Consider the following 19,417-nt stretch of genomic DNA (forward strand, 5'->3'; position numbering starts at 1 on the left):
ACAGCGCACACCGTCTTCGTAGTTCAATGGATAGAACGGGGTCCTCCTAAGACTCAGATACAGGTTCGATTCCTGTCGAAGGCACCATGAGACCGTTGATTTCGATGAACCGGAAGTTCGACGCCGACCGCTCTTGCCCCCCTGCCACGCAAGGACCTGGTGGCCGCGCCGCCGGGCAAGACCGATGACCCGACGCGAACCGACCATCTACGATCTGGCGCGCATCGCCGAAACCTCCGCGTCGACGGTCAGCGCGATCCTGAACGGCACCTGGAAGAGTCGCCGCATCGGCGAGGAAACGGCCATGCGCGTGCTGGCGCTCGCCAAGGACCTGAAGTACACGCTCAACCGCCAGGCCAGCGGCTTGCGGCGCAAGCGCTCCGGCTTGATCGGCATGGTCATTCCGATGCACGACAACCGCTTCTTCAGCGCCATGTCGCAAACCTTCGAACGTCTGGCGCGCGAGCGGCATCTCTATCCCATCGTGGTCAGCACGCTGCGCGACCCGAAGCTCGAGGCAGAGACGGCGCGCACGCTGATCTCCTACCAGATCGAGTACCTGCTGGTGACCGGTGCCACCGCGCCGGATGCGGTGAGCCGGATCTGCTCGCACCACGGCATCGCGCACCTCAACGTCGACCTGCCGGGCAAGCTCGCGCCCTCTGTCGTCTCCGACAACCGCTGGGGCGCGCGTGAACTCACGGCGCGGCTCGTCGCACGGTCCAAGGTGCCGCGGGCGTCCCGGCGCAACCGGTTCTGTTTCGTCGGCGGCATTCCGGGCGACCACAACACGGCGCGACGCATCGAAGGTTTCTCGGACGCCATCACCGACGCGTTCGGCAGCCTGGACAGCGCGGACATCGACGCCTGCGGCTACGAAGCGGACCAGGCGGAAGTGTCGATGCGGGCGCTGTACGCGCGCCTGGGGGGCTTGCCGCGCGGGCTGTTCGTCAACTCGACCATCGCTCTGGAGGGCGTGGTGCGGTTCCTCAAGACCTTGCCGCTCGACGAAGTCCACCAGTGCGCCATCGGCAGCTACGACTGGGATCCGTTCGCGATCTGCCTGAGCTTTCCCCTGCTCATGGTCCGGCAGGACATTCCCGGCCTGCTCGGAAAGGCCTTCGAGATCATCGACTCGGGGCACTTCGACCCCGGCGAGCTCATTCAGATCCGGCCCGAGCTGATTGAAACCTGAGCCGGGCTGTCGGCCCCGCGGCCGGGCTAGGCCGGCCCTGACCCCGCCTCGTCCGACGCCATCGCCTTCAACGCGTGCATCACGTCGCGGGTGCCGTCGTAGAGCTTGCGGTACTGCGCGTACATGCGGTCGTACACCGCGCGGCGCGACGGATCGGGAACGATGCGGCGCCCGGGCCGGACCCACTGCGCGATGTCGCTGCGGCGGATCAGGCCGGCGGCGCAGCCGGCCAGGAATGCGTCGCCGAAGCTCGCGCCCACGGTCACGGCCGGCACTTCCTGTTCGACCTGCGTGATGTCGGAGACGATCTGCAGCCAGGTGTTGCCCTGCGCGCCGCCGCCCACGGCGACCACCCGGTTGACCTTCGCGCCGATGTCGGCAAAGGCTTCGAGGTTGTGGCGCACGCCGAAGCCCACGCCTTCCAGAACCGCCCGGAAGAGCTGCTCCCTCGAGTGAGACAGGCTCAGCCCCGCGATGACCCCGCTGGCACGCGTGTCGTTGATGGGCGTTCGTTCCCCGCTGAAGTACGGCAGCACCAGCAGGCCGCCCGCACCCGGCGCGACGCGGGCGGCGCCTTCGAAGAGCGTGGCATAGCCGCCGGGCTCTTCCAGGTCGCGTGCCAGCTCGTCCTTGAACCAGCGTGTGAGGCTGCCGGTGGTGCTCATGCCCGCGGCCAGGTTGAACTGCCCCTCGTACGCGCCCGCCACGGTCCACACCCGCGGATCGGGTGTTGGCTGGTCCTGCACCAGGACGAAGAAGGTGGTGCTTCCGTACATCACCATCAGGTCGCCCGGTGCGACCGCGCCCACGCTGATCGCTTCGCTCAGCGCATCGACGGCCCCCACGGCCACCGGCGTCCCCACCGACAGGCCGGTGGCTGCCGCGGCCTGCGTGCTGATCTCGCCGGCGATCTCGTCCGACCAGGCCGGGCGCGGCAGCGCGTCCAGTGGCACGAACGAATGATGGAAGCGTGCGTCCCACGTGCCGGTCGCGGGGTTGTACAGCGGCATGTAGTGGCTGGCCGTGTGCCGGTCGATGCAGTGCCGGCCCGTCAGGCGGTAGCCGAGGTAGGAACTGGCCGTGGCCAGGTACCGGGTCGCCGCCCAGACCTCGGGCTCGTGCTTGCGAATCCAGCGGATCTTCGGCCCGATGGCCTGGCTGGTGAGGTCCATCAGCGAGAACGCGCGAATGGCGGCGGCACCGAGCTCCGCCTCGATCTCCGCGATTTCTTTCTCTGCCCGCACATCCACGCCGTACAGGATGGCGGGCCGCAGCGGACGCATGCTGGCATCGAGCGGCACCACGCAGGGGCCGATGGCACTGACCGCGACGGCGGCGATGTCGCTGCCGCTCAGGCCGGTGCCGTCCACCACCATCTTGCACAGCGTGCACACGTCATGCCACCAGACCTTGTCGGCGTCCTGCTCGACATGGCCGGGGCGCGGCAGGCTGATGTCATGCGGGATGGTGACGGTGTTGAGGATCCGTCCCTCGAAGGTCGTGAGGGTGGCCTTGCTGCTGTAGGTGCCGACGTCGATGCCGAGCAATGCGTGCTTCATGGGTGCGGGTGCGATCAGGAGGACAAGGGTGCGACCCCGGGATCAGCGCGTTCGCCGAATCGAGAACAGCGTGCCGGCGACGAGGATGAACGCGCCCACGATGACTTTCTGCCACGTGCTGGGCACCCCCGCCAGGATGAGCACGTTGTTGATCAACGTGACCAGCAGCACGCCCAGCAGCGTGCCGAAGACCGTGCCGTTGCCTCCCGTCACGCGGGCACCGCCGAGCACCACGGCCGCGATCACGTCGAGCTCCGTGCCGACGAGATCGAAAGGGTTGGCCAGCCGGTTGCTCGAGACATGGACGATGCCGGCAATGCCGGCGAGCAGGCCCGCGTAGCCGAACACGAACATGTGCACCACGCGCAGCCGGAACCCCAGGCGCTCGGCAATGCCGAGATTGCCGCCGATGGCATACACCGCGCGTCCCATGAGCGTGCGATTGAGGATGAACCAGGTGAGCATCGCGGCCGCCGCGAGAACGAGGACCGATGCGGGCAGCACGGACATGGCGCCTCGATCGGTGGCATGGCGCAGCAGCGCCGCGCGGCCGAAGCTGTCCATCGGATCGGGGATCTCCATGAAGAACACCGTTCCGATGAACGTCAGGAGGAAGCCCCGGAACAGGTACTGGGTGCCGATGGTGACGATGAGCGACGGCGCCTTCAGCCAATCGACGAGGCAGCCGTTCAGCATGCCCAGGAGCACGCCGCCGAGGGCGCCCGCCAACAGGATGAGCGGCATCGGCGCATGGGGCCACCATAGCGTGACCACCTTGGTGATCGCATACATGGTGAGCGCAGCGATCGCGGTGAAAGAGACGTCGATGCCACCCGCAGCCAGCACGACGAGCACGCCCAGGGCAAAGATGCCGACCACCGTGCAGGAACGCAGGATGTCGAAGAGCGTCCCGACCTGCAGGAAGTCGGGGTTGATGATGGCGACCGCGATCGCGACCAGCGCGATCATCGACGCGGTGAAGAACTCGGGGCGCGCCGTCGAAAGACGACGTGGGTGCGCGGGCGCCGCAACGGCCGTCACGCTGCGGGTCTCTGTCGATGTCGTGGCCGTCATGGGGTGCTCTTCGGAAGGGTGTCGGACAGCAGCGCCCGATACAGCGCGCTTTCGTCCAGTTGCTGCGCATCGAACTGCGAGACCAGCCGCCCCTTCTTCATCAACAGGATGCGGTCGCAGTTCTGCAGCAGTTCGGGCAGGTCGTCGCTGACCAGGATCACGGACATCCCGGCGTCGGCCAGGCGCTGGACGAGGCGATAGATGATGTCCTTCGACCCCACGTCCACGCCGACGGTCGGGCCATGCAGGATCAGCAGGCGCGGCTGGATGGTCAGCCAGCGACCGATCAGCACGCGCTGCTGGTTACCGCCCGACAAGGACTGCACCGCACGCCGCACGTCGGGCGTCGCGATCTGCAGGTCGCGCACGATGGTTTCGGCCATGGCCTGGCCGCGCCGCGGCTCCAGCAGCCCCAGGCGACCCCTCAGTTTCGAGATCACGACCGAGACGATGTTGTCCTGGATGGGCTTGTCGAGAAACAGGCCTTCGCCGAGCCGGTCTTCCGGTACGTAGCCGATGCCCCGCGCGATCGCGTCCGCGGGCTGGCGCAGGGCGATGGCCTGGCCGTCGAGTTCGATCGAGCCGCTGTCTGCCGGCGCCACGCCGGCGAGTGCATGTGCGAGTTCGTTGCGCCCCGAGTCGAGCAGGCCCGTCACACCGAGGATCTCGCCGCCGCGCAGCTCGAATCCGACGTCGGCAAACGCGCCGCGCCGGCCCAGGCCCCGAACCGCCAGGAGCACCGGGCCGCCGGTCGGCGTGGTTCGGTATCGCCGGGTGGCGATGTCGCGCCCCGTCATGAGGCGCGCCAGTTCCGCCTTGTCGAAATCGGCGATGGGCCCTTGCGCCACCTTCTGGCCGTCGCGGATCACGATGACCTCGCCGCCGATGGCGTAGCACTCGTCCAGCTTGTGGCTCACGAAGAGCACCGCGACACCGCGCGACTGCAGCCTTCGCACCACGGCGATGAGGTTCTCCACTTCGCGCCGGGTGAGCGCGGTGGTCGGCTCGTCCATGATCACCATGCGCGCGTTCGTGGCAATGGCGCGTGCGATGGCGACCAGTTGCCGGGTCGCGATGGGCAGCGACTCCACCTGCGTGGCCTGGAAGTCCGCCGTGTCGGGCAGGCCCACCGTCGCCAGCGCGCGGCAGGCGGTCTGCGCCAGCTTCCGGCGGTCCAGCAGGCGAGACAAACGTCCCCGGTTCGCGACGAGCTGCTCGGTCAGCCCGATGTTCTCGGCGACGCTCAGGTTGGGCAGCAGCGAGAGGTCCTGGTAGACCGTCTCGATGCCGGCCGTGAGCGAATCCAGCGACGACAGCGCGCTGAAGCGCACGCCCTGGATGCGCAGCTCGCCTTCATCGGGCGGTTGCACGCCTGAGATGATCTTGATCAGGGTGCTCTTGCCGCACCCGTTCTCTCCCAGCAGGTGATAGACCTCGCCGGCCCGGACGGTCAGCGAGACGCCCCGCAGCGCATGCACCCCTGCAAAGCGCTTGTGGACGCCCACCACCTCCAGGAACGCCGGGTCGGCGGCGGCCGCGGTTGCCGTGCCTGCGGCTTCGTGTTCGCGCGCGGACGCGCGCGCCTCTTGGACAACCCCGGTGGACGCCATGCTTCAGTTCTCGCTCGAATGCGCTCGGAGCCAGGGGCCTCAGAACGGGTATTGCTTGTAGTTGCTCTTGTCGACGTCGACCCAGGCCTGGCCGCGGACAATGACGCCGCGCCCCGGACCCTTGGTCACCTGGACCTTCTCGTAGCCCTTGACGCCCAGGTCCATGCCGGTTTCAGGGCTCTTGCCGTCGAGCAGCAGCTTGGCCATCTTGTTCATGACGATGCCGGCGTCCTTCGGGTCCCAGAAGGAAATGCCCGTGATGGCGCCGGACTCCAGGAGCTTGGCGGCCTCCCCGGGCAAGCCGGTGCCGTAGACGCACACCTTGCCCTGCAGCCCCGCCTCTTCCACCGCGCGGCCGATGCCCAGGACGTCGAGCGACGACGAACCCTGGAAGCCTTTGAGGTCGGGGTACTTGCGCAACAGCTCCTTGGTCTTCTCGTAGGCCTTGGTCGCGTCGTTGAACGATTCGTTCTTGGCGGCGACGAGTTGCAGGCCCGCGTATTTCTTCGATGCGTTCGCGGCACCGGCATTGGCCCACTGCACGTGCGACTGGCTGCCCAGCGAGCCGACGAAGGAAGTCCACTTGCCGCTTTTCTTCATGCATTCGGCCATGCGGTCGTTCAGGCGCGCGCCGTAGTCGGCGTTGTCGAAGGCCTCGATGTCGATCTGCGTGTTCTTCTGGTTGTCGGCTTCGTGCGTGACCACCTTGATGCCCTTGTCCATGGCGCGCTTGAGCACCGGCTCGAGCGTCGGGGGGTCGAAGGGCACGACCGCGATCGCACTGACGTTCTTGGCCACGAGGTCCTCGATCACGCGCAACTGCTGCGCGGCGTCGGCCTGGCCGGGCCCTGCCTGCAGCGTCTTGACGCCGGCATTGGCGGAGCCGAACGCCTTCACCCCTTCTTCCATGCGGTTGAACCAGCTGATGCCGGTGATCTTCACCACGGTGGCGATGGTCTGCTCCTGGGCTTGCGCCTGCGCCGCTCCCGCGGCCATGGCCACCACGCCCACTCCCAGCGTGCATCGGATCAGTTTCTTCGTGCTCTTCATCGTTGATGTCTCCTTGAATGCCCCCCTGTCGATACACGTGCCCGGCACAAGAGGGGATTGCGCCAAAGCCTTCAGTGAATGAACGCCCCCGGGGTCAGCCCCGGGGCCGCAGCCAGTGCCTGATTTCGAAACGCGACGACGCCAGGAAGAGCAGCAGCATCAGTCCCCAGGCGCAGTCGCGGAAAAAGCTGGAGATCCCCACCAGGTTGAATGCGCTCGACAGGACCTGCAGCGCCGTGGCGGAAAAGAAGAGGCAGGTCATGCGGCCGTACCCGCCGGAAGGCCTCACGCCGGCCATCACGGCGATCAGGATGGTGATGAGCAGGTACGACCCACCGTAGTCCCACTTCACGCTCGCGGTGCGCGATGCGATGAGCACGCCCGCCAGCGCGGCCAGCACGCTGCTGAGGATGTAGGTGCTCAGGAGGACCCGCGTGGGAGAGATGCCGGCATAGCGCGCCGCCTTCGGGTTCGTGCCCATCAGGTACAGCCGGACGCCGTAGGCGCTGCGGCCGAGGACCAGTCCCAGCAGCAGCGTGGCCGCGAAAAAGAGGACGAAGCCGATGGGAATGCCGAGCACCGTGTCGTTGCCGATGGCTGACAGCGGCTCCACGTAGCCGAGCCGCATGGCGGAGCCGTTGGTCAGGACCACGGCGATGCCCGTGAACAGCAGCTGGGTGCCCAGCGTGGCCAGGATCGGCGTGAGGCCCAGGCGGGCAATGAGCAGTCCGTTGAACGCCCCGCCGACGACACCCGTGACCAGGGCCACGGCGGCGAAGAGCACGGTGAACAGGACCGGCGCGTCGTCGGGCGATACGAACTGCGGCGCCACCAGCGCCCCGACCACGCCGGCGAGATTGGCCATCGCGGCGCCCGACAGGTCGATGCCCCCGTTGCCGGAAATCATCGTGAGCATGACGCCGATGGCCAGCAGGCCGATCTCGGGCAGCTGGCTGGCCATCGACTGGAGGTTGTCCGTGCTGGCGAACTGCCCGCCGGACCAGACGGTCGCGCCCGCGATCACCAGGAGGTTCACAAGCAGCAGGAACGACAGCTGCGGGTCGCGAGGCAGGCCGAACTTCATGATCTGGCGGTGGCACAGGGCGCGAGGCCTGCGACGGCAAAAGGGTTGGAGTGGGTGTTTTGCACAATCGATTGTGCAATTGCAGGAAATCGTATCGAGCGCGAACTTGCCAGTCATCAGGGTTTACCTCAGGCGACCCTGCGCGCACGAATCCTCCCGGTGCCAGGCGTACGCCCCGCCCCGCGCAGCGACGAGATTTCAATCGACGACCCGACGGCGCGCCGGACTACTTTTGGATGCACCGCGTAACGGCATGCTGTCCTTCGTAGCAAGAGACAAGCAACAGGGGGCAAGCGATGAACAAGACCGAGGCCTTGGCGGCCATGGTGGAAGTGGCACGGATCGGGCGCGGCATGACGCCCGCCGATGCACTCACGCAGCTGGGCGAGCTGATCGCGCAGGAGTCGCCGGACGATCCGGCGCATGACGTGAAGGTCGAGAAGCTGCTGCGCCTCGGCGCCTGCATCTGGTCATTGCGGCGCGGGGTGTTCCTGCCCGAGCCGCCCGGGCGCAGCGACGAACCGGAAGCCCCGCCGGTGCAGCGACCCCGCGAGATCGCGCCCATCGGCACGGTGCCCGCGCGCGCATCGCACCCTGTCTCGCACCACCCGGTGATCCCGGCCCTGAGCACGTCGGTGCACTACGGGCTCGCGTCGGCCTTCACACCACCCGAAACTCCTCCACCACAAAGGCCGTGATCTCCGCCAGGAAGGTCTTGGCGTGCGCCATGGTGCGCTGGCCTTCGGGCGAAGCAAAGGCGGCGTTCAGCGTGTCGGTGTTCTCGAACCACAGTTCCACGATGCCGTCGATCGGCAGCTCGGCGTAACCGCAGGGCGTGCCCTTCTCGAACTCGCGCGCGACCACGACGTTCTGTCGGTAGCCGGCCACGCCGGGCATGCGGCGCACGTGGTCGGCGTGCACCTTCCATTCGCGGCGGAAGTCTTCTTCCGACTGCGCGACCGGGCGGCGCAGGGTCGAGATGCGCTTGAGCATCGCCGGCCCCGCCGACGACGCGGGCGATGGCGGCGCAATGACCTCGGTCTGCTCGACCGTCACGATGTGCAGCCCACCCAGGAAGTGCCGCTCGTCGGCGCGGATCTCCGCCGCCAGCTCACCCGTGTTGAAGGCCGCATCGGCCTGCGCCGCCGCATCGAACTGCAGCTGCGAGAAACCATCGAAGTCCCACGGTCCGCGTGCGAAGTCGATGCCGCGCTGCAGCCGGTCGGTCACGCGGTTCTGGCGGTAGGCGCGCAGCGTGGGCAGGCGCGCGACGAGCGGGCCGTGGCGTTCGCGCCAGTGGCGGCTGAAGGCCTCGTCGGTCCAGCCGGACTGCTTGCGGATCAGGCCCATGCGCAGGGTCGTCGTCGTGGGGTCGGTCATCGGTCGGTCTCCTTGTGGGGTGGCGCGTTCTGCGCTTCGGCGCGCGCACGCGCCAGGCCGGGCGCACGCTTGGCGAGCCACACGCCGTGGCGCACGGGCCAGCGCTGGTACTGCGGGTCGGCGCCGAGCGCGGCGGCCGCGTGGTGCGGCCAGTAGGGGTCGAACAGGGCTTCGCGGCCGAGCGCGACGAGGTCGGCCTGCCCGGCGGCGAGCACGGCCTCGGCCTGTTGCGCGTCGACGATCATCCCGACGGCCTGCGTGACCACGCCGGCCTCGCGCCGGATGCGCTCAGAGAAAGGCACCTGGAAGCCCAAGCCGCGCGGCACGGGCAGCGCGCGCGTCTCTTCGGTGAGGCCACCCGACGAGCAGTCGATCACGTCGACGCCGCAGCGCTTCAGCTCGCGCGCGAGCACCACCGAGTCGTCGAGGTTCCAGCCATCGAGCGTGCCGTCCACGGCCGAAAGGCGGCAGAACAGCGGCTTGCCGGCGGGCCATGCGGCGCGCACGCGCTGCGCGATTTCCAGTGCGAGCGACATGCGGTTCTCGCGGCTGCCGCCGAGCGCGTCGTCGCGGTGGTTGGCGTTGGGCGACAGGAAGCTCGCCACCAGGTAGCCGTGGCCGAAGTGCAGCTCGACGACGTCGAAGCCGGCCTGGTCGGCGCGCACGGTAGCATCGACAAAACGCTGCACAACCTCGGCCATGTCGGCGGCATCGAGCGCGCGCGGGGCCGACCAGCCGGGGCCGGCCGCGAGCGCGCTGGGGCCCAGGCGCTCCCAAGGTTCTTCATCGGCCGCCATGCGCGCCGGGTCGATGGCCGCCCCGCCCTCCCACAGCGGCTCGCTGCCGGCCTTGCGGCCCGCGTGCGCGAGCTGCACGCCGATGGCGCTGCCTTGCGCGTGGACGAAGTCGACCACGGCCTTCAGCGGCGCGATCTGGCTGTCGTTCCACAGGCCGAGGTCGGCGGTGCCGATGCGCCCGCGCGGATCGACGGCGGTGCTCTCGGTGAGGATCAGGCCCGCGCCGCCGAGCGCGAACTTGCCCAGGTGCACCAGGTGCCACGGCGTGGCATGGCCGCGCTCGGCGGCGTGCTGGCACATGGGCGAGATGACGATGCGGTTGGCCAGCGTGAGCTCGCGCAGCTGCAAGGGCTGGAGCAGCAGGGGAAGAGAAGAATCAGGCATGTGAAGGAATCAAGGGGCCGGCGCAGCCACCGGCCGCGTGCCGAGCCAGGTGCCGCTCATCACCGCCGCAAAGCCGAACAGGTGCCACCACGTGAGCACTTCGCCCAGCAGCAGCGCCGCGAACAGCACGCCGAACACCGGCACCCAGTAGAGAAAGACGGCCGTGCGCGCCACGCCGATGACGGAGATCGCACGGTTCCAGATGAGGTTGCCCGCGGCGGTGGCCGCGATGCCCGAGAACAGCACCAGCGCCCACGGCCACAGGCCGGGAAAGAGCTGCGCCGCGCCGAGCCGCGACGGCCCGAGCAGCGTGTGCACCACGAGCATGAACGTGCCGATGAGGTAGATGACCCAGCTGATCGACAGCGGATCGACCTGCCGCGCCAGCCGCTGCACGCCCACGCCGCCGACCGCGAAGCTCACCACCGACAGCGCGAGCATCAGGTCGCCGATGCCGGCGCTCGACAGCCCCGCGCCCGGGTGGCTCAGCACCACCGCCGCCACGCCCGCGAAGCCCAGCGCCACGCCCACCATGCGGCGCGCCGTGAAGCGCTCGCCGAAGACCAGCGCGGCCATCAGCGCCGACACCAGCGGGCTCAGCGCCATGATGAGCGCGCCGTTGGTGGCGGTGGAGCGCAGCAGCCCCTGCGCGAACAGGATCTGGTTGCCGTAGACCATGAGGAAGGCGCAGCCCGCCATCACCGCGAGCTGCCGCGCCGTGAGCCGGGGCACGCCGCCGCGCCGCCACAGCACGATGGCGCTGAGCGCGATGCACGCCACGCCCATGCGCAGCGCCGCCAGCGGCAGCGTCTCGAAGGAGGCGGTGAGCGCCTTCACGGCCGAGACGTTCACGCCCCACACCAGCATCGCGAGCAGCATCCAGCCCTGCACGGACGCGGGCGTGGCGCCGTGCGAGGGCGCGGCTTGGTTCACCTCAGCTTTCGAGCGCGTTCCACATTTCGATGTCGCGCTCCGCGGTCCAGATGCGCGGGTGCACGTGGCCCGTCGCCTCGTCGTAGGCACGGGTCACGTCGAAGGGCATGCAGTGGTCGAAGATGACCCAGTGGCCGTAGGTCGGGCGCAGCGCGGCCACGGTTTCCTTGTAGATCACGTTGAGCGACTTGCCCTCGGCCACGCCGTTGTTCACCAGCGTGTAGACGTCGGAGATGAAGGCGCGCGTGGAGGCAATCGCCTTGCGCACGTCGGCGGCGTTTTCCAGTGCGGCGCCGCGGCCGGGCACCAGCTTCTCGAAGCCGAAGCCGGCCAGGCGGTCGAGCGTGGTGGGCCAGTCGCGGAAGTAGCAGTCGCCCGCGTAGGCGGTGCTCTGGTACTCGACGAGGTCGCCCGCGAAGCAGATCTTCTGGTCTTCGAGGTAGGCGATGGTGTCGCCCTTGGTGTGGCCGCGGCCGACCTGCGCGATCTTCACTTCGAGCTTCTTGCCCAGCCACACGCTCATCGTGCCGTCGAAGGTCATGGTGGGCCAGGTGAGGCCAGCGGGCACCGACTCGACGTTGCGGAACAGGCGCGGGAAGCGGCCGATCTCGCTGGCCTTGTCCTGCTCGCCGCGCTCGACGATCAGGTCGTAGGTGTCGCGGCTGGCCAGGATCTGCTCGGCGCCTTCCCTGAAGTACGCCGACGCGCCCAGCACGCGCACCGCGTGGTAGTGGCTCAGCAGCACGTACTTGATGGGCAGCGGCGTGACTTCGCGGATGCGGCGGATCACGTCCTGCGCCATCGCGGGCGTGGCCTGGGTGTCGACCACCATCACGGCCTCGTCGCCGATGAAGACGCCGGTGTTGGGGTCGCCCTCGGCGGTGTAGGCGTAGGCGTTCTCCGAGAGACGGGTGAACGAGACCTTCTTTTCTTCGAGGTCGGCCTGGCTGGCGAATTTCTTGGTGGTCATGGGTGGTCCTTTGAAGTGAGAGGGAAAGTCAGTGCGTGCCGAGATAGGCGGACTTCACCTTGGGGTTGTCGAGCAACTCGCGGCCGGAGCCTTCGAGCGTGATGCAGCCGGTTTCGAGCACGTAGGCGCGGTCGGCCACGCCCAGCGCCTGCTTGGCCATCTGTTCCACCAGCAGGATCGTGAGACCCGAGCTGCGCAGCTGGCGGATGGCATCGAAGATGTCCTTGATGATGAGCGGCGCCAGGCCCAGCGAGGGCTCGTCGAGCAGCAGCAGGCGCGGCTCGCTCATGAGCGCGCGGGCAATCGCGAGCATCTGCTGCTCGCCGCCCGACAGCGTGCCGGACAGTTGACGCTCGCGTTCTTTCAAGCGTGGGAAGCGCGCGAACTCGCGTTCGATGGCGCGCTCCACGAAGGCCTTGTCGCTGCGGCGCGAGTAGGCGCCCAGCATCAGGTTCTCGCGCACGGTCTGGTCGGGGAACACGCCGCGCCCCTCGGGCGACAGCGCCACGCCCAGGCCCACGCGCTGGTGCGCGGGCACGTGCGTGCAGTCCTTGCCGTCGATGAGCACGCGGCCTTCGGTCACGGGCTCCAGCCCGACGATGCTCTTGAGCAGCGTGCTCTTGCCGGCGCCGTTGGCGCCGATGATGGTGACGACCTCGCCCGCGCGCACTTCCAGGCTCACGCCCTTGACGGCCTCGATGGCGCCGTACGAGACCTTCACCGATTCGATTTTCAACATGATGGTTTCGGTCCTCTGGCTCAGGCGGGCACGGCGGCCATGTCTTCTTCGTCGTCCACGCCCAGGTAGGCCTCGACCACGCGCGGATTCGACTGCACCTCGGCGGGCTTGCCTTCGGCGATCTTCACGCCGTAGTCGAGCACGATCACGTGGTCGGAGATCGACATCACCAGGTCCATGTGGTGCTCCACCATCAGGATGGACACGCCGCACTTGCCGATGCGCACCAGCAGTTCGCCGAGCTCGGCGGTCTCCTGCGGGTTGAGGCCGGCGGCGGGCTCGTCGAGCAGCAGCAGCTGCGGCTCGGTGGCCAGCGCGCGCGCCAGTTCCACGCGGCGCTGCAGGCCGTAGGGCAGGCTGCCGGCGGGCCAGTGCGCCAGGTGGCCCAGGCCCACGAGGTCGAGCAGCTGCAGCGCGCGCTCGCGCGTGGCGCGCTCCTGCTTGCCGGCCGTGGGCCAGGCCACGAGCGACGACAGGAAGCCGTTGCTCATGCGGCTGTGCCGGCCCAGCATCACGTTGTCGAGCACCGAGAGGTCGGCGAACAGGCGCAGGTTCTGGAAGGTGCGGCCCATGCCCAGGCAGCAGATGGTGTGCGCCGGCTGGCCCACGATGTTGCGGCCCAGGAAGCGGATCACGCCCGCGTCGGGTTCGACCACGCCGGTGAGCATGTTGATCATGGTGCTCTTGCCGGCGCCGTTCGGGCCGATGAGCGCGTGGATGTGGCCGCGCTGCAGGCGAAACGACACGTCCTGCGCCGGCTTCACGCCGCCGTACGACTTGGTCACGCCCTGCACCACCAGCAGCTCGCCTTCGCCGCCGGGACCGATCTGGCCCGGCACGCCGTTGCCAGCCGCCCCTTCGCCGCGATGGCGCGACTTCAAGAACCACTTGTTGAACAGGCCCACCACGCCGCCCGGCATCACGTACAGCGCGAACAGCAACAGGAAACCGTACAGGAAGTGCTGCGCCGAGGGCCAGCGCGCGAGCAGCGCGTCGGTCGCCGTGAGCAGCACCGCGCCCACGGTGGGGCCGTACATCGAGCCTGCGCCGCCGAACAGCACCAGGAGCAGGATGAAGATCGACAGGTGGAAGGTGATGAAGTCGGAGTTGATGTACTGGTTCTGCTGCGCCACGAGCGCGCCCGCGATGCCGCAGGTGACGGCCGCGACCACGAAGGCCATGACCTTGGCGCGGTACACGCGCACGCCCACCGACGACGAGGCGATCTCGTCCGCCTGCAGCGACAGCAGCGCGCGGCCGAAGCGGCCCTGCAGCAGGTTGCGCAGCAGCAGGTGCAGCGCGGCGCTGAGCACGATGCCCAGGATCACCCATTGCACGCTGCTCAGGGGCTGGCCGTTCCAGGTCAGCGGGCGGATGCCGTAGATGCCCTGCGCGCCGCCGAACACGTCGGTCCATTCGCCCACGAGCTTCTCGACCACGATGCCGAAGGCCAGCGTGACCATTGCGAGGTACGGGCCCTTCACGCGCAGCGAGGGCAGCGCGATGAGCACGCCGCAAACGCCAGAGACAACCGCCGCGATCACCAGCGCGAGCCACGGGCTCAGCTCGGTGCGCGAGGTGATGAGCGCGACCGCGTAGGCGCCGGCCGCGAACAGGCCGGCCTGGCCCAGCGATTTCTGGCCTGCGTAGCCGACCAGCACGTTCATGCCGGCCGCGCACAGGTAGTAGACGCACATCATGAAAGCGATGCGCAGGTAGTAGTCGTTGCCGGACAGCGAGACCAGGCCGCACAGCACGGCCGCCACCAGCACCACGGCGGCGGGATGGGCGAAGCGCTTCATACCTTCTCCACCGTCGAGCGGCCGAACAGGCCCGTGGGCCGGAACGCCAGCACCAGGATCACGAGCGCGAACACCGCGACCTCGCGCCACTGCGCCTGCCAGAGGTTCACCATCGACTCGAGCACGCCCAGCAGGAAGCCGCCGATGACGCAGCCGCGCGGGTTGCTCAGCCCGCCGATCATGGCGCCCGAAAAACCCTTGAGCCCCACGGTCAGCCCCATGAAGAGCGAGGCCTGCGCGATGGGCGCGAGCAGAAAGCCCGACAGCCCCGCCAGCGCCGAGCTGACGACGAAGGCGCCGATCATCATGGCGTTGGTGTTGATGCCCATGAGGCTGGCGACGTTGCCGTTCTGCGCGACGGCGCGCATGGCCTTGCCGATCATGGTGCGGTTCATCACGCGGTCGAAGCCGATCATCACGACCACGGCCACGCCCAGCGTGAGCAGTTCCTGCGGGCGCACGCCCACGCCGAACATGCGGATCACGGTGTCGCCCACGGGCGCGGGCACCACCACGGGCTTCGGGCCCCAGATGGCCAGGCCCACGCTCTGCAGGATGACGCCGAAGCCCAGCGTGCTCATGACCCAGGCCATGCCCGGGCGGCCCGCGAAGGGACGCACGCCGAGCACGTAGAGCAGCCAGCCCAGCAGGCCCATCACGCCGAGCGCGGCGACCAGCGCAAACAGCTGTGCGCCCGCGCCGGGCACGGCGTCGCCGAAGGTGGTGGAACTGAGCGGCTTGCCCAGCACGAGGAACAGCGCGCTCATGCCGATGAACGCGCCGGCCGAGACGAACTCGCCGTGCGAGAAGTTCAGCGTCTTGGTCGTCGTGAACGTGATGCTGAATCCGAGGGCCACCAGCGCATAGGCACCGCCGACGGCGAGCCCGCTGATGAGCGCCTGCAGGAGCGCTTCAACCATGGTGTGTATCTCCGTTGCGGAACGAGGCCCTGCCCCGCTCCTTTGTCTCAGACGTTTATTGCTTGAAGTCGGCCGGCTTGAGCGCACCGATCAGCGCGTCGCTGTAGGGCAGCAGCTTGCCGTCCTTCCAGCGGATCCAGACCAGGTCCTTGGCCGTCAAGGCTTCGTGGTTGGTCTTGCTGAAGGGCTTCTCGTAGGTCTTGAGCACGCCCTGCACCGGCGTCTTCAGGTCTTCGAGCGCGGCACGCACGGCGGCGCCGTCGGTGCTGTTGGCCTGCTTCATGGCCTGGGCCAGCAGCAGCACCGAGTCGTAGCCGTGCAGCGCGAACGAGAACGAGCCCGGTGCCTTCAGCTTGCTGCCGATGCGGTCGAACAGCTTCTGCTGCACGGGCGTGCGCGTTTCGCTCACGGTGCGCATGAAGATCGGCTTCTCGGCCAGCGCCTTGCCGGCCGCGTCGTAGAAGGTGATGTTGTCGGCCGCCCACGAGGTGAGCGTCAGCGGGAAGTAGTTGATCTTCTCCATGCTGCGCACCAGCTGCGCGATGGGCGTGCCCTGCGCCCACACCACGACGGTGTCGACGTTGGCGGCCTTCATCTTGGACAGCTGCGAGGTCATGTCGGTGTCGCCGACGCCGAAGCGCTCGGTGGCCGCGATCTTGATGTCCTGCAGCTTGGCGATTTCTTCCATGTCCTTCAGGCCGCCCTGGCCGTAGCCGGTGGTCTCGGCCATGAGGCCCACGACCTTGGAGCCGGCCGTATTGCGCTTCACGTAGGCCATGAGCGCGGCGACCTGCTCGCGGTCGACCATCGAGACGCGGAACATGTAGTTGTCGGCGCCGGCGCTCATCGGCTTGGTGATGTCGGTGCCCGAGCCCACGTTGCCCAGCACGGGGATCTTCTTCTGGTTGGCGATGTGCTTCCAGGCCATGGCGTTGCCCGAGTTGGTCGGGCCGAACACGGCGACGACCTTCTCGTTGTCGACCAGGTCGCTCATGTTCTGGATCGACTTCGGCGGCGCCGAGACGTCGTCGCGCGTGACCAGCGTGAACTTCCGTCCGAGCGCGCCGCCGGCGGCGTTCAGGTCGGCAATGGCCGCTTCCATGCCCAGCACCGCGGCCTGGCCGCTCTGCGCCGAAGGCGAGGCCGAGAGGTCGCCGTTGTAGCCGAGCTTGATGTCTTGCGCGTAGGCGCCTGCCGAGAACGCAGCGAAGGCGGCGGTCGCGAGCAGGGTCTTGTACAGACGGATCGTTTTCATTCTTTGTCTCCTAAGGGTTGACGGACGGGGAACGGGAAATCGAAAAGGAAGAGGCGTGGCTCAGACGGCGAGGAAGCCGCCGTCCACCGGCAGCGTGATGCCGGTGACGTAGCGCGACATGTCGCTCGCCAGGAAGATCACCGGGCCCACCAGGTCTTCGGTCTGGCCGACGCGGCCCAGCGGGATGCGCGTCATGAACGACTCGAGGCGCTGCGGGTTCTCGCGCGTGGCGGCGGTCATGGGCGTCTCGATCACGCCGGGTGCCAGTGCGTTCACGCGCACGCCGGCCGGCGCGAGTTCCTGCGCCAGCGACTGCGTGAGCATCTTGATGGCGCCCTTCGAAGGCGAGTAGCCCAGGCTCGCGGCCTGCCCTGCATAGGCGGCGATGGAGGCGATGTTGATGATCGAGCCCTTCGTCTGCTTGAGCACGGGAATGAAGGCCAGCGTGGTGTTGAAGGTGCCGTGCACGTTCACGTCGATGGTCTTCTTCCAGTTGGCCGCGGCGTTCGGGCTGCTGGTGGTCTCGCGGATGATGATGCCGGCGTTGTTCACCAGCAGGTCGACGTGGCCGACCTCTTGCGCCACGCGCGCGGCCAGTGCATGGCAGGCCTCGGGCGCGGTGACGTCGAGCACGAACGACCAGGCCTCGCCGCCTTCGCTGCGCACCAGCTGCGCAGTCTCGGCCACGGTGGCTTCGTTCATGTCGGTGACGACGACGCGCGCGCCCGCCTGGGCCAGGCCGAGCGCGAGCGCACGGCCGTTGCCCTGGCCGGCGCCGGTGATCAGCGCGAGGCGGCCTTCGAGCAGGCGCGGTGCGACGTGAGGAGGAAAGGGCATGGTCGGCTCCTTGGGTTGACTATCGGAACGGGGTCAGGCGCCGCGCGGCACGGCCACAGCTTCGCGCTGTTCGACGTGCAGGGGCACGGCGGCCTCGGCCTGCGCGACCTGCAGGCCCGCGACATAGCCGAAGGTGAGCGCCGGGCCGAGCGTGATGCCCGCGCCGGGGTAGTTGCCGCCCATCACGCTGGCCGCATCGTTGCCGACGGCGTACAGGCCCTTGATCGGCTGGCGGTCGGCGTCGAGCACGCGCGTCTTCTCGTCGGTGACGAGGCCGGCGAAGGTGCCGATGTCGCCGATGACCAGCTTGATCGCGTAGTACGGGCCGTTGTCCAGCGGCGCCACGCAGGGGTTCGGCGTGACGTTGGCGTCGCCCTGGTAGCGGTTGTAGGCCTTGCTGCCCTTGCCGAAGGCGGGGTCGTCGCCGGTGCGCGCGCCCTGGTTGAACTCCTGCACGGTGGCTTCGAGCGCGGCCGGGGCGATGCCGATTTCCTTCGCCAGCTCACCGATGGTGGCGCCGCGCTTCAGATAGCCGGTCTTCAGGTGGCGGCCGATGGGCAGCGGCGCGGGCGCGACGCAGCCCAGGCCGTAGTCGCGCAGCGCCTTGTGGTCGCACAGCAGCCAGGCCGTGACCTCGGGCTCGCCCTCGCAGGCCTTGACCATCGCCTGCACGAAGTCGTGGTACGAGTTGCCTTCGTTGGCAAAGCGCTTGCCCTTGGGCGTGACCGCGATCACGCCGGGTTTGGCGCGGTCGATGAAGTGCGGCATGACGCCCTTGCTGCCGTCGGGTCGCGTGGTGACCGAAGCCGGCACCCAGGCCGCGGCGTGCGGGATGGTGCCGTCGACGCGGCCGCCCACGGCCTCGGCCAGGCGCAGGCCGTCGCCGGTGTTCGTGGAAGGCGACGGCGAGTAGTGCTCCTTGCCGGTGGGTGCGTGCGGGAACAGCTGCTTGCGGCGCTCCACGTCGTAGGGGAAACCGCCACAGGCCAGCACCACGCCGCGCCTGGCGGTGATGCGCACCGTCTTGCCTTCGTGCTGCACCACGGCGCCCGAGACGCCGTCGTACTCGACCACGAGCTTCTTCACGGGCGACGAGAGCCACACGGGAATGTCCAGGTCCATCGCGGCCTTGGCCAGGCGGCCGGCCAGCGCGTTGCCGTTGGTCAGCGTCATGCCGCGGCCGTGGCGCACCACGTCCAGGAAGTGCCGGGTCAGGCGCTTGGTCACGTACCAGAACGAGGTCGGCGACTTGAAGGCCCGCATGAAGTGTTTGATCTCGGGGCCCGAGCCCAACATCATCCCGAACACCGTGAGCTCGGGCAGCGGCGGCGCCAGGTGCTTGATGCGCGCACCGAGCTCGCGGCCGTCGAACGGGCGCGTGACCATCGAGCGGCCGCCGGGCTGGCCGCCGGGCGCTTCGGCGTGGTAGTCGGGGAAGACGGCCGGCATGTCGAACTGCACGCAGGTCTGGCGCGTGAAGAAGTCGATGGCCTTGGGACCCATGTCGAGGAAGGCGCCCACGCGCGCGGCGTCGAAGTGCGTCGTGGTCTCGTGCTTCATGTAGTCGAGCGCCGCGCCGGGCGGCTCATGGATGCCCTGCTCCGTGGCCAGGCGCGTGCCCGGAATCCACAGCCAGCCGCCCGAGCGCGCGGTGGTGCCGCCGAAGCGCGGCTCTTTCTCGACCACCAGCACCTTCAAACCCTGCGACGCCGCCGTGACGGCGGTGGCCATGCCCGATGCGCCGCTGCCGACGACGAGGACATCGCATTCCCACGTGTTCTGTTCCATCTCTGCCTCTGTTCGCTCTCGTGTTGTGTGTACGACTTAA

Annotated in this window: 17 protein-coding genes and 1 tRNA gene; 3 read left to right on the forward strand and 15 right to left on the reverse strand. The window is 68.5% G+C overall.

Annotation, left to right across the window (positions count from 1 at the left end; all coding sequences use genetic code 11):
- Positions 1 to 12: 12 nt before the first annotated feature.
- Positions 13 to 87: transfer RNA gene (locus AC07SQ_RS09295), tRNA-Arg, on the forward strand.
- A gap of 97 nt (positions 88 to 184) precedes the next feature.
- Positions 185 to 1,195: a LacI family DNA-binding transcriptional regulator gene (locus AC07SQ_RS09300; protein ID WP_495272057.1), complete on the forward strand. Its 1,011-nt coding sequence runs from the start codon at positions 185 to 187 to the stop codon at positions 1,193 to 1,195.
- Positions 1,196 to 1,221: 26 nt separating this feature from the next.
- On the opposite strand, the gene AC07SQ_RS09305 is transcribed toward AC07SQ_RS09300, so the two are convergent.
- The 5 genes from AC07SQ_RS09305 to AC07SQ_RS09325 form a co-directional block, all read right to left on the reverse strand.
- Positions 1,222 to 2,754, reverse strand: coding sequence for an FGGY-family carbohydrate kinase (locus AC07SQ_RS09305; RefSeq protein WP_495272056.1), 1,533 nt, complete (start codon positions 2,752 to 2,754; stop codon positions 1,222 to 1,224).
- Positions 2,755 to 2,796: 42 nt separating this feature from the next.
- Positions 2,797 to 3,828 (reverse strand): ABC transporter permease, encoded by a 1,032-nt coding sequence (locus AC07SQ_RS09310; protein ID WP_495272055.1) that lies wholly within the window; start codon positions 3,826 to 3,828, stop codon positions 2,797 to 2,799.
- Positions 3,825 to 5,438 carry a sugar ABC transporter ATP-binding protein gene (locus AC07SQ_RS09315; protein ID WP_495272054.1) on the reverse strand — a complete coding sequence of 538 codons (1,614 nt, stop codon included), beginning with the start codon at positions 5,436 to 5,438 and terminating at the stop codon, positions 3,825 to 3,827. Before AC07SQ_RS09315 ends, AC07SQ_RS09310 begins: the two co-directional genes overlap by 4 nt.
- A 39-nt stretch (positions 5,439 to 5,477) precedes the next feature.
- Complete coding sequence (locus tag AC07SQ_RS09320) at positions 5,478 to 6,488, reverse strand: autoinducer 2 ABC transporter substrate-binding protein (protein ID WP_495272053.1); 1,011 nt, start codon at positions 6,486 to 6,488, stop codon at positions 5,478 to 5,480.
- A gap of 94 nt (positions 6,489 to 6,582) precedes the next feature.
- Complete coding sequence (locus AC07SQ_RS09325; protein WP_495272052.1) at positions 6,583 to 7,572, reverse strand: ABC transporter permease; 990 nt, start codon at positions 7,570 to 7,572, stop codon at positions 6,583 to 6,585.
- A gap of 296 nt (positions 7,573 to 7,868) precedes the next feature.
- Between AC07SQ_RS09325 and AC07SQ_RS09330 the strand changes: the two genes are divergently transcribed.
- Positions 7,869 to 8,270 (forward strand): hypothetical protein, encoded by a 402-nt coding sequence (locus AC07SQ_RS09330; protein WP_070062744.1) that lies wholly within the window; start codon positions 7,869 to 7,871, stop codon positions 8,268 to 8,270.
- Here the strand turns inward: AC07SQ_RS09330 and AC07SQ_RS09335 are convergent.
- From AC07SQ_RS09335 to AC07SQ_RS09380, 10 genes are read right to left on the reverse strand one after another with little or no spacing between them, the layout of a single operon-like run.
- A complete protein-coding gene (locus tag AC07SQ_RS09335; protein ID WP_495272051.1) occupies positions 8,233 to 8,952 on the reverse strand; it encodes an EthD domain-containing protein in 720 nt (239 codons plus the stop codon). The genes AC07SQ_RS09330 and AC07SQ_RS09335 overlap by 38 nt on opposite strands.
- Positions 8,949 to 10,133, reverse strand: coding sequence for an NADH:flavin oxidoreductase/NADH oxidase (locus AC07SQ_RS09340; protein ID WP_495272050.1), 1,185 nt, complete (start codon positions 10,131 to 10,133; stop codon positions 8,949 to 8,951). Before AC07SQ_RS09340 ends, AC07SQ_RS09335 begins: the two co-directional genes overlap by 4 nt.
- Positions 10,134 to 10,142: 9 nt before the next feature.
- Positions 10,143 to 11,066 carry a DMT family transporter gene (locus AC07SQ_RS09345; protein WP_495272049.1) on the reverse strand — a complete coding sequence of 308 codons (924 nt, stop codon included), beginning with the start codon at positions 11,064 to 11,066 and terminating at the stop codon, positions 10,143 to 10,145.
- Between the two features lies 1 nt (position 11,067).
- Positions 11,068 to 12,036, reverse strand: coding sequence for an MBL fold metallo-hydrolase (locus tag AC07SQ_RS09350; protein ID WP_495272048.1), 969 nt, complete (start codon positions 12,034 to 12,036; stop codon positions 11,068 to 11,070).
- A gap of 28 nt (positions 12,037 to 12,064) precedes the next feature.
- Positions 12,065 to 12,775 (reverse strand): ABC transporter ATP-binding protein, encoded by a 711-nt coding sequence (locus AC07SQ_RS09355; RefSeq protein WP_495272047.1) that lies wholly within the window; start codon positions 12,773 to 12,775, stop codon positions 12,065 to 12,067.
- Between the two features lie 20 nt (positions 12,776 to 12,795).
- Positions 12,796 to 14,577 (reverse strand): branched-chain amino acid ABC transporter ATP-binding protein/permease, encoded by a 1,782-nt coding sequence (locus AC07SQ_RS09360; RefSeq protein ID WP_495272046.1) that lies wholly within the window; start codon positions 14,575 to 14,577, stop codon positions 12,796 to 12,798.
- A complete protein-coding gene (locus tag AC07SQ_RS09365) occupies positions 14,574 to 15,497 on the reverse strand; it encodes a branched-chain amino acid ABC transporter permease (protein WP_062469725.1) in 924 nt (307 codons plus the stop codon). Before AC07SQ_RS09365 ends, AC07SQ_RS09360 begins: the two co-directional genes overlap by 4 nt.
- A 55-nt stretch (positions 15,498 to 15,552) precedes the next feature.
- Positions 15,553 to 16,752 carry an ABC transporter substrate-binding protein gene (locus AC07SQ_RS09370; protein WP_062469728.1) on the reverse strand — a complete coding sequence of 400 codons (1,200 nt, stop codon included), beginning with the start codon at positions 16,750 to 16,752 and terminating at the stop codon, positions 15,553 to 15,555.
- A 60-nt stretch (positions 16,753 to 16,812) separates the two neighbouring features.
- Entirely contained in the window at positions 16,813 to 17,589 is a 777-nt protein-coding gene (locus AC07SQ_RS09375) for an SDR family NAD(P)-dependent oxidoreductase (protein WP_495272045.1), read from the reverse strand.
- A gap of 33 nt (positions 17,590 to 17,622) precedes the next feature.
- The gene (locus tag AC07SQ_RS09380; protein ID WP_495272044.1) at positions 17,623 to 19,377 is read right to left on the reverse strand and encodes an FAD-dependent oxidoreductase; all 1,755 of its coding nucleotides are present in this window, start codon (positions 19,375 to 19,377) and stop codon (positions 17,623 to 17,625) included.
- Positions 19,378 to 19,417 lie beyond the last annotated feature (40 nt).

Source organism: Variovorax sp. GW821-FHT06D12, assembly GCF_059419205.1.